Raw genomic sequence first — 9,756 nt, 5'->3', positions numbered from 1 at the left:
CTCCCTACCCTAAGTATATCGCCACCAGTTTACTGCCCCCGGACACTTGGAAAACCGCTCCTATAACGTAGCGGTGTAATGCTGTTCCAGGGGCATGAAACTACCTGTGGGATTTTACGCAAAGGGCACGGTGGCAAATACGGCACTGCAAGCGTGAAGCGACAGCTTTACTCGTCACGACCTTCCATCATGGTGCGTTTGAGCATCACGTAAACCGCTCCGGCGCCGCCATGTTTTGGCTGGCACGAGGTGAAGCCGAGCACCTGTGGATGCTGACGCAGCCACGTGTTGACGTGACTTTTGATCATCGGCCGCTTGCCGTCCAGGCGTACAGCCTTGCCATGAGTCACGCGTACGCAACGGATTTCGAATTTTGTGGCTTCGGCGAGAAAAGCCCACAGCGTCTCGCGGGCTTTTTCGACGGTCATGCCGTGCAGGTCGAGGCTGCCTTCGAACGGGATCTGCCCGACCTTCAGCTTGCGCATCTGGCTTTCCTGCACGCCGTCACGCGCCCACATCAACTCGTCTTCCGGACCGACATCGATCACGAACTGATCGGACAGACCGTCAACGGTGGTGGCATCGGTGCGCACGGTGGCGGCCTGACGCAGCTTGGCGATGTGCGCGCGGTCAGCCTTGGGTTTGCCGGTTTCGGCGCGATCGTGCTTGATCGGCTTGACGCCTTGGATCGCGCTTTTGAACAGGGAAAAATCGTCGTCTTGCATGTCAGCCTCCGCGAAGGGCGGCCAGTTTACCCAAGTCGAGGTGAATCGGGCGCGTCAAAACGCAACGCGCACCACTCAGTCATGTTTTTTCATCAAGTGCGGAGCCAGGTTCAGCTCGCGCGGTTGGCGCATCCGACGGCGGCAGCGACGCCACAACGCAACACCGACATACAGCAGCAACAGGCCTATCGCCAGAACCACCGCCGCGCCGGCCGGGCTGGCGTTCAACTCGCCGAGCGCCGGCGGGTGGCCCAACAGGCTGGCTGCACCGGCCATCATCAGCAACACGCCGAGGGTTGCCAGCAGCGCGGAAAATGCCGCACCAAAACGATAACGCCAGTTGCGTGGKCCTTTGGGCCGCAAGCGGCGAGCGTCAAAACCATCGGATTTCTTCATTCCGACCTTCCTCAATGGGTATCGGCCCTTCGACCGGGAGTTGACCGGGTGGTTCCTGAGGCTAAGGCAATTGCAGGGAATGAGAGGTTTTTGCGGATGAGCGGCTGCGTTGGCCGCTCATCAAGCGCTCGATCAGATCAGGTCCTGAGTCTGGGCGAGGGTCGCGAAGTTGTCGGCCATGATCGCCATTTCAGTCTGCTGGACATGTTCGGCGCTGAGGACTCCGCCTTTGTGAGGCAGGTCCCGGGTGGCACAGGCGTCTTCGACCAAGGTGCAGCGAAAGCCCAGGTTCTTCGCGGCGCGCACGGTGGTGCTGACGCTGGAGTGACTCATGAAACCGCAGACGATCAGGTCCAGCGAGCCGAGGTCTTGCAGGCGTTTTTCCAACGGGGTGCCGTGGAACGCGCTGGGCAGCAATTTACCGATGACGGTTTCGTCAGCCAGTGGTTCAAGGCCGGGGATGAACTCACCGCGTTCGCCTTGTGGGTCGAACAGGCCACCGACGGTGCCGAGGTGGCGAACATGGACGATTGGCCGACCCGCCTTGCGGGCAGCCGCGAGCAATTGCTTGATGTTGTCGACAGCGGCGTCCATGCCGGAAAGGGCCAGGGGGCCGCTCAAGTATTCTTTCTGGGCATCGATGATCACCAGCGTCGCGTGGGCCAGATTGGCCGGCGCGTAACCACGACCGCTGAGTTGAAACATCGTTTTTGGAACGGACATTCTGGGGCTCCTTCGAGTGGGGCTTTTGCGACATTGTCCTCTGGCTGAGCGCTTCTGTGAATCGCTACCATCGTAGGCACCGTCGTTGCTGGCCTGCAGCCTGTCAAGAGCTGAGCAGATGTTCAATCAAAAGCTGAAAATCAGGATCAATCCTACATTCGTCCGGTGATCTTTCTTGCGTCGTCGGGGCGGGTTTAGGCTGTTAGAATCGCCAGTCGTTTTTTCAGGAGTTTGCCCCGTGATCACTTCCCGCCTGCGCACCTTGCGCGACCACATTCGTTGGGCTGTCAGCCGTTTTCATGGGGAGGATCTGTTTTTCGGCCATGGGACCGACAACGCCTGGGACGAAGCCCGCCAACTGGTGTTGGGGGCGTTGCACCTGCCGTGGGAAATTGCCGACAGCTACCTGGACTGCCGTCTTGAAGACGACGAACTGGTCAACCTGCAGCGCTTGCTCAAACGTCGAATCGAGGAGCGCATCCCGACGGCTTACCTGTTGGGCGAAGCCTGGTTCTGCGGGATGTCGTTCATCGTTGACGAGCGTGTATTGATTCCGCGTTCGCCGATTGGCGAACTGATCGAAAAACGTTTCGAGCCGTGGCTGGGCGCCGAGCCTGCGCGGATTCTCGACCTGTGCACCGGTTCCGGTTGCATCGGCATAGCCTGCGCCTACGAGTTCCAGAACGCTGAAGTGGTGTTGGCGGACCTGTCTTTCGAAGCGCTGGAAGTGGCCAATCAGAACATCGAGCGCCATGGCGTCGATGAGCGCGTGTACACMGTTCAGGGTGATGGCTTCGACGGTTTGCCAGGGCAGCGTTTCGACTTGATCGTGTCCAACCCGCCTTACGTTGATGCCGAAGATTTTGCCGACATGCCGGACGAATACCAGCACGAGCCCGAGCTGGGTCTGGCCTGCGGCGACGATGGTTTGAACCTGGTACGGCGCATGCTCGCTGAAGCGGCGGATCACCTGACCGAGAAGGGCTTGCTGATCGTTGAAGTCGGCAACAGCCAGGTWCACGTCGAGGCGTTGTACCCGGAAGTCGATTTCGCCTGGCTGGAGTTCGAGCGCGGCGGTCACGGTGTGTTCATGCTCAGCGCCGAGCAATGCCGCCAGCATCAGGCGTTGTTCGCTGCCAGGGTTTAATGTGGTGAACGTGGCGAGGGAGCCTCAGCAAACTCCCTTGCCACAAGGGCCTCAGCAAACTCGGATTTTTAGCGGTGCGTAGCGATCCAGATCAGCAGTCCCGCCTGGAACACCGAAAACGCCACCAGACAAGTGATGGTGAAGCGTAGCCCGGTGTCCTCGCGTTTGTATTTGCTGACTTTCTCTTCCTGCTTTTGCAGTTTGACTTCCTGCTCCGCCAGATTCTGCTCGGCTTGCTGCAGCATCTGCGCGGCTTCGAGGATTTCCACGAACTGCAGCTTTTCGGAGTTCCAGTCGCCCAGCAGATCGCCGACCTTTACCTCTTTGACGCTGCCCTTCAAATGCTGGGCGTCGGCGTAGACCACGTCAAAGCCGTGCACCCGCAGGAAGTGGTCGCGGCGCAGGCGGGTGTCTTCGTTGAGGGCGTCCTTGTTGTTCAGGTCCGCACCGTCGACGGTGTAGCTCGACCACTTTTTCTTTGCCCACGTAATGCCTTGAGCCGCCAGAAAGCGGCCAATGCCACGGTTCAGCGGTTCAATCTGCAGACCGCTGTCGGGACCGAAGTGCACGCGACGGTTCTCATGATCGACCCAGACGTCCAGGTGGTTCTGTTCTTTGCGCACCCGTTGACCGGGCAGTGAAATGCTCATGCGCAGCAGGCTGCGTTCTTTGCTGTTGCGCTCGGCATAACCGAACTCGACAAAGCGCAATGGCCGCCCACCGGTCGCTCGATCGGTTTTCAGCGGCGCCAGGCGAAGCATCTTGTGGTGCTCGGCCTGGACGTCCGACCACGGCAGGTCGACCACTTCAGTGGCGGTGGTTTCTGGCGCGGTTTCGGGTGAATTCTGGGTATCAGTCATAACGGCGAGATCCTGTCCAAGCCCTGCTTGGCGGCAGCCAATGGGCTGCCGACACCGGCTTATCGGCCGTTTTTTCCAGGACTGGAGGGAAACTCCGGCTTAACTGGCGCGAAGTCCGTCAATAAAGCTCAAGATCTGAGTCCCGAGCTCGACGGCGAGGGGCAGTTGCGGGTCTTTGTAGGAGGCCAATTGACGCTTGATGTCGTTGGGCACGATACGCATCACGTGGTTCATGCCTTCGATCAGCGCCAGTTGGGCATCCGGTTTCGCCGCTTTGAGCATCCGTGCGTCACCGACGCCGACCTGCATGTCGTTGCTGCCCTGGATGATCAGCGCCGGCATTTTCAGTTTGGCGAAAGCCGCGGCCGGGGCCTGGCGAAACAGGCTGATCAGGTACGGTTGCACGCTGGGACGGAAGATCACCTGCAACGGCGTCGGAACATGTTCATCGACATGCCCGGCCTTGAGGCTGTCCAGCAGCTCATTGCTGCGCAGCAGCAGATCGGGTGGCATTCGATTGCTCAATTGTTGGCGCAAGACCTGATCGACCGGGCGGGCGCTACCGGACACGGAAATCACCGCGGCGGCATCGACTTGCGGAGCGGCGAGTGTGGCCACCAATGCACCTTCACTGTGCCCGAGCAGAATCAATGGCCCCATACGCGGGTCGGACTTGAGTTTCTGACCCCAGGCCACAGCATCGGCTACGTAGGCTTCAAGGGTCAGATTGCGTTCATCCGGGGTTGCCGCAAGGCTGGCCGCCACACCGCGCTTGTCGTAACGCACGCTGGCGATGTTGTGTTTGGCCAACACCCAGGCCAGGCGCTTGAGGCTGTCGTTGTTGCCGCCTTCCGGATTATTGCCGTTACGATCAGTCGGGCCCGAGCCGGATATGATCAGCACAACCGGTACCGGGCTGTCGGACTTTGGCAGCAACATCGAGCCGAAAAGCTCACCGGTGCCGGTATCCAGACTGATTGGCCGTTGCAGAACTACAGCGGCCTGGACTGCATTGGAAAGCAGGCCGGTAAACAGGGTAAGGCTCAAGGCAATAACTCGCAGCATCATCACGCCATCATTCAGAAGGTGTCGGTTGGACTCGAAGGCACCAATAAGGTTCGAGGATGAACTAGTTGGATAGCCTGCGTATACTCGCCGACATTACATTTTCAGGTTGAGTCACTCAGCGAATTCACGGAGCGTCCTGCATGTCCGGCAATACCTACGGCAAGCTGTTCACTGTCACCACCGCGGGCGAAAGCCATGGTCCGGCGTTGGTCGCCATTGTCGACGGCTGCCCGCCGGGCCTTGAGCTGTCCCTGGAAGACTTGCAGCGTGATCTGGACCGCCGCAAGCCCGGCACCAGCCGTCACACCACCCAGCGTCAGGAAGCCGACGAAGTCGAAATCCTCTCCGGCGTGTTCGAAGGCCGCACCACCGGTTGCGCGATTGGTCTGCTGATCCGCAATACCGACCAGAAGTCCAAGGACTACTCGGCGATCAAGGACCTGTTCCGCCCGGCCCACGCCGACTACACCTATCACCACAAATACGGCGAGCGCGATTACCGTGGCGGTGGTCGCAGCTCGGCGCGGGAAACCGCCATGCGTGTGGCTGCGGGGGCGATTGCGAAAAAATACCTGGCGACCCAGGGCATCGTCATTCGCGGCTACATGAGCCAGCTCGGGCCTATCGAAATCCCGTTCAAGACCTGGGACTCGGTCGAGCAAAACGCCTTCTTCAGCCCCGACCCGGACAAAGTGCCAGAGCTTGAGGCCTACATGGATCAATTGCGCCGCGACCAGGATTCGGTCGGCGCGAAGATCACCGTAGTCGCCGAAGGCGTGAAGCCTGGGCTCGGCGAACCGATCTTCGACCGTCTCGACGCCGAACTGGCCCATGCGCTGATGAGCATCAACGCGGTGAAAGGCGTGGAAATCGGCGCCGGCTTCTCCAGTGTCGCCCAGCGCGGCACCGAGCACCGTGACGAAATGACCCCCGAAGGTTTCCTCAGCAACAACGCGGGCGGGATTCTGGGCGGCATCTCTTCGGGGCAACCAATCGTTGCGCACCTGGCGCTCAAGCCAACGTCGAGCATCACCACGCCGGGCCGTTCGATCGATATCCACGGCAACCCGGTGGACGTCGTTACCAAGGGCCGTCATGACCCGTGCGTCGGCATCCGTGCCACGCCGATTGCCGAAGCGATGATGGCCATCGTGTTGATGGACCACCTGCTGCGCAATCGCGGGCAAAACGCCGACGTGCGCGTCAGCACCCCGGTGCTGGGCCAGCTGTGAAGCCGTGCCCTGACGTCGCCGCGGTCTGACGGCCGTGGCGGCGCTTCCATACTGGCGGTTGTCCAGCTTCTATCTGTTCTATTTCGCCTTGCTCGGTTCGACCGCGCCGTTCCTGGCGCTGTACTTCGATCACCTGGGGTTTTCCAGCGCGCGCATTGGCGAACTGGTGGCGATTCCGATGCTGATGCGCTGCGTCGCACCGAATATCTGGGGCTGGCTCGGTGACTACACCGGCCGGCGCCTGGCCATCGTGCGTTTCGGCGCGATCTGTACGCTGCTGACCTTTTCGCTGATCTTCGTCAGCAAAAGCTACGCCTGGCTGGCGATGGTCATGGCGTTGCATGCGTTCTTCTGGCACGCGGTATTGCCGCAGTTCGAGGTCATTACCCTCGCGCATTTGCAGGGCCAGACTTCGCGCTACAGCCAGATCCGCTTGTGGGGATCGATCGGTTTCATCATCACCGTGGTTGCGTTGGGGCGGCTGTTCGAATGGTTGAGCCTGGACATCTACCCGGTGACGCTGGTGGTGATCATGGGCGGGATAGTCATCAGCAGCCTCTGGGTGCCGAACGCCCAGCCGGCGCAAGGCAACCGGCAGGTGGGCGAGGGCTTTCTCAAGCAACTGCGCAACCCCGGCGTGTTGGCATTTTATGGCTGCGTGGCACTGATGCAGATGAGCCATGGGCCGTATTACACCTTTCTGACCCTGCACCTCGAACACCTGGGTTACAGCCGTGGCGTGATCGGCATGCTCTGGGCGTTGGGGGTGGTGGCTGAAGTCGTGATGTTTATATTCATGAGCAATATCCTTGCGCGCTTCTCGGTGCGCCGGGTGCTGATGGCGAGTTTCCTGCTGGCGGCGTTACGCTGGCTGCTGCTCGGCTCGTTCGCCGAATTCCTGTGGGTGCTGCTGTTTGCGCAGATTCTGCATGCAGCAACCTTCGGCAGTTTTCACGCCGCTGCCATCCATTTCGTGCAACGTAGCTTCGGCGCACGCCAGCAAGGGCAGGGCCAGGCGTTGTACGCAGCACTGGCCGGCACCGGCGGTGCGTTGGGCGCGTTGTATTCCGGTTACAGCTGGAATGCCCTGGGCGCTACATTGACCTTTAGTATTGCCAGCCTCGCAGCGTTCGCTGCAGCCGTTATCATTGCCACACGTATGCAAGAGGACAGGCCATGAGCCTTACCCGTGAACAGCTCGCCCAGCAAATCATCGACGCCGGGCGTTTTTTGTATGGCCGAGGCTGGTCGCCCGCCACCAGCAGCAACTATTCGACGCGACTGTCGGCCACCGAAGCCCTGTTGACCGTTTCCGGTAAACACAAAGGGCAGTTGGGGATGGATGACGTGCTGGCCACGGATATGTCGGGCAACAGCCTGGAACCTGGCAAGAGGCCGTCTGCCGAAACCCTGCTGCACACCCAGTTATATAATTGGCGTGCCGACATCGGTGCGGTGCTGCACACCCATTCGGTCAATGCCACGGTGTTGTCGCGGCTGCTGCAGGGGCCGGTCATTACGTTTGAAGACTACGAACTGCAAAAAGCCTTCAGCGGGATCTCGACCCATGAGTCCAGGGTGCGGGTGCCGATCTTCGACAACGATCAGGACATCGGGCGCCTGGCGTCCAAAGTCCAGCCATGGCTCGACGACCATCCCGACTGTGTCGGTTACCTGATTCGCGGTCATGGCCTCTATACCTGGGGTCCGAAGATGAGCGATGCGTTGCGGCAGATCGAAGCGTTTGAGTTCCTGTTTGAATGCGAGCTGAAAATGCGCGCGTTGATTAACCGTTAAGGCCTACTTCATCTGAAGTCGCCAACCGCCTGATGAAACGCGTTGCCTGACCGGCCTGTAAAGCTGGACGGCAGCGCCGCTAACGAGGAATTGCCAACATGAGCAGCCTGTCCGTTTACCACGTTTCAAGCCCGGACCTGCCGAACAAGGTCCTGACCCACTTCGACGATATCGCTTCGACGCTGGCCGAAAAAGGCGTGCGCTTCGACCGTTGGCAAGCCGCGGCGAAGATCCAGCCGGGCGCCAGCCAGGAAGAAGTGATTGCCGCTTATCAGGTGCAGATCGATCAATTGATGACCGAGCGCGGTTACATCACCGTCGACGTGATCAGCCTCAACAGCGATCACCCGCAAAAAGCCGAATTGCGCGCCAAGTTCCTGGAAGAGCATCGCCATGGCGAAGACGAAGTACGATTTTTCGTCGCGGGCCGTGGCCTGTTTACCTTGCACATCGACGACTACGTGTACGCCGTGCTCTGCGAGAAAAACGACCTGATTTCGGTGCCCGCTGGCACTGCACACTGGTTCGACATGGGCGAGCATCCGCACTTCGTGGCGATTCGGCTGTTCAACAACCCTGACGGCTGGGTGGCCAACTTCACCGGCGATGACATCGCCAGTCGCTTCCCGCGCCTCGAGGACTGATGGCATGACGATCAAAGCCATTCTCACCGACATCGAAGGCACCACCAGCGCGGTGAGTTTTGTGTTCGACGTGCTGTTTCCCTACGCCGCCAGACATTTGCCGGATTTTGTCCGGCAACAGGCGCAACGGGCCGATGTTGCCCGGCAGATCGACGCGGTACGCCAGGACAGCGCCGAGCCTGGCGCTGACGTTGAACGGGTAATCGAAATCCTGCTGGGCTGGATTGCCGAAGACCGCAAGGCCACGCCACTCAAGGCGTTGCAAGGGATGGTCTGGGAGCAGGGTTATCAGGCCGGGCAGTTGAAGGGCCATGTCTACCCGGATGCGGTCGACGCACTGAAACGCTGGCATCAGGCCGGTTATCAACTGTTTGTTTACTCGTCCGGTTCGATCCAGGCCCAGAAGCTGATCTTCGGTTGTTCCGAGGCCGGTGATTTGACGCCACTGTTCAGCGGCTACTTCGACACTACCTCGGGACCCAAGCGTGAGGCGCAGTCCTATCAGCGCATTACCCAGGCCATTGGCTGCGAGCCTGCGCAGATCCTGTTTCTCTCCGACATCGTTCAGGAGCTGGATGCCGCCCGTGAAGCCGGTATGGCCACCTGCGGACTGGTACGCGAAGGCGGTGAGCTCGCCGGGCATCTGAATGTCAGCAGCTTTTCACAGATCGATCCCGCCACGTTCTGAGTGGCTACGGCTGACTGCAACTCACGCGGTCAGCCGACTTTCCATCACGGACTAACATCATGGCCAACGCACGTCTGTAGGACGTGTAGGAAGTTGCCTGTTGATAAGTCGGCCATGCCTGTTTGTGGTTTTCCTTACTTGTTTAATCTTGTTCCTGTGTAACTCTGCGGCCCTTAAGTTTGTTCGCTTATCCAGGCACTTTTCGCGCTTGGCAATGGTGCGGACTCCTGGTGAGAGGGCTAAGGATGAAAACACCAAAGCGACAGCGTCCGGATCCGGCAGGCAAACCGCTGAGCAAAAAGGAACTGGAGATTCTGTATTGGGCCAAGGCCGGGAAAACGGTGTGGGAAATCAGCGTGATTCGGGACATTTCCGAGGCGACGGTGAAGTATCACCTGAGCAACATCTACTCCAAGCTCGAAGTCACCAACCGTGCCCAAGCGGTCGGCGAGGCGGTTAATCGCGGCTTGTTGAGC

At 59.8% G+C, this 9,756-nt stretch carries 12 protein-coding genes; 7 read left to right on the top strand and 5 right to left on the bottom strand.

The features are described from left to right. Positions 1-167: 167 nt before the first annotated feature. From AC1DH9_RS12980 to AC1DH9_RS12970, 3 genes are all read right to left on the bottom strand, one after another. Positions 168-725 (bottom strand): Smr/MutS family protein, encoded by a 558-nt coding sequence (locus AC1DH9_RS12980; protein ID WP_054593499.1) that lies wholly within the window; start codon positions 723-725, stop codon positions 168-170. Positions 726-800: 75 nt separating this feature from the next. Beyond that, positions 801-1,121: a hypothetical protein gene (locus tag AC1DH9_RS12975; protein WP_427532222.1), complete on the bottom strand. Its 321-nt coding sequence runs from the start codon at positions 1,119-1,121 to the stop codon at positions 801-803. 132 nt (positions 1,122-1,253) lie between these two features. Next, positions 1,254-1,844 carry a cysteine hydrolase family protein gene (locus tag AC1DH9_RS12970; RefSeq protein ID WP_427541511.1) on the bottom strand — a complete coding sequence of 197 codons (591 nt, stop codon included), beginning with the start codon at positions 1,842-1,844 and terminating at the stop codon, positions 1,254-1,256. A 238-nt stretch (positions 1,845-2,082) separates the two neighbouring features. On the opposite strand from AC1DH9_RS12970, the gene prmB reads away from it, so the two are divergent. After that, a complete protein-coding gene (gene prmB, locus AC1DH9_RS12965; RefSeq protein WP_427541508.1) occupies positions 2,083-2,991 on the top strand; it encodes a 50S ribosomal protein L3 N(5)-glutamine methyltransferase in 909 nt (302 codons plus the stop codon). A 68-nt stretch (positions 2,992-3,059) separates the two neighbouring features. Here the strand turns inward: prmB and AC1DH9_RS12960 are convergent, their stop codons facing one another. Both AC1DH9_RS12960 and AC1DH9_RS12955 read right to left on the bottom strand, forming a co-directional pair. Further along, positions 3,060-3,851, bottom strand: coding sequence for a hypothetical protein (locus AC1DH9_RS12960; protein ID WP_427541505.1), 792 nt, complete (start codon positions 3,849-3,851; stop codon positions 3,060-3,062). 99 nt (positions 3,852-3,950) lie between these two features. Beyond that, positions 3,951-4,964 (bottom strand): alpha/beta hydrolase, encoded by a 1,014-nt coding sequence (locus AC1DH9_RS12955; RefSeq protein ID WP_427541594.1) that lies wholly within the window; start codon positions 4,962-4,964, stop codon positions 3,951-3,953. Positions 4,965-5,059: 95 nt separating this feature from the next. On the opposite strand from AC1DH9_RS12955, the gene aroC reads away from it, so the two are divergent. From aroC to AC1DH9_RS12925, 6 genes are all read left to right on the top strand, one after another. Beyond that, on the top strand, positions 5,060-6,151 hold the full coding sequence (gene aroC / locus AC1DH9_RS12950) for a chorismate synthase (RefSeq protein ID WP_427541502.1): 1,092 nt from the start codon (positions 5,060-5,062) through the stop codon (positions 6,149-6,151). A gap of 34 nt (positions 6,152-6,185) precedes the next feature. Further along, entirely contained in the window at positions 6,186-7,331 is a 1,146-nt protein-coding gene (locus AC1DH9_RS12945; protein WP_427541499.1) for an MFS transporter, read from the top strand. Beyond that, complete coding sequence (locus tag AC1DH9_RS12940) at positions 7,328-7,948, top strand: methylthioribulose 1-phosphate dehydratase (RefSeq protein WP_427532211.1); 621 nt, start codon at positions 7,328-7,330, stop codon at positions 7,946-7,948. The genes AC1DH9_RS12945 and AC1DH9_RS12940 overlap by 4 nt, the downstream gene beginning before the upstream one ends. Before the next feature lie 98 nt (positions 7,949-8,046). Further along, the gene (locus AC1DH9_RS12935) at positions 8,047-8,592 is read left to right on the top strand and encodes a 1,2-dihydroxy-3-keto-5-methylthiopentene dioxygenase (RefSeq protein WP_427541496.1); all 546 of its coding nucleotides are present in this window, start codon (positions 8,047-8,049) and stop codon (positions 8,590-8,592) included. A 4-nt stretch (positions 8,593-8,596) separates the two neighbouring features. Further along, positions 8,597-9,280: an acireductone synthase gene (gene mtnC, locus AC1DH9_RS12930; RefSeq protein WP_427532208.1), complete on the top strand. Its 684-nt coding sequence runs from the start codon at positions 8,597-8,599 to the stop codon at positions 9,278-9,280. 245 nt (positions 9,281-9,525) lie between these two features. After that, a partial coding sequence (locus tag AC1DH9_RS12925; protein WP_427541493.1) for a helix-turn-helix transcriptional regulator occupies positions 9,526-9,756 on the top strand: 231 nt, incomplete at its 3' end.

This window comes from Pseudomonas sp. 05T35, assembly GCF_056396605.1.
This window is presented reverse-complemented; position numbering and strand designations above follow the sequence as displayed.

Bases quoted from the DNA above. Each gene is read 5' to 3' on its own strand.
- AC1DH9_RS12980 (WP_054593499.1), bottom strand. From the start codon at position 725: ATGCAAGACGACGATTTTTCCCTGTTCAAAAGCGCGATCCAAGGCGTC.
- AC1DH9_RS12970 (WP_427541511.1), bottom strand. From the start codon at position 1,844: ATGTCCGTTCCAAAAACGATGTTTCAACTCAGCGGTCGTGGTTACGCG.
- AC1DH9_RS12960 (WP_427541505.1), bottom strand. From the start codon at position 3,851: ATGACTGATACCCAGAATTCACCCGAAACCGCGCCAGAAACCACCGCC.
- aroC (WP_427541502.1), top strand. From the start codon at position 5,060: ATGTCCGGCAATACCTACGGCAAGCTGTTCACTGTCACCACCGCGGGC.
- AC1DH9_RS12940 (WP_427532211.1), top strand. From the start codon at position 7,328: ATGAGCCTTACCCGTGAACAGCTCGCCCAGCAAATCATCGACGCCGGG.
- AC1DH9_RS12935 (WP_427541496.1), top strand. From the start codon at position 8,047: ATGAGCAGCCTGTCCGTTTACCACGTTTCAAGCCCGGACCTGCCGAAC.
- mtnC (WP_427532208.1), top strand. From the start codon at position 8,597: ATGACGATCAAAGCCATTCTCACCGACATCGAAGGCACCACCAGCGCG.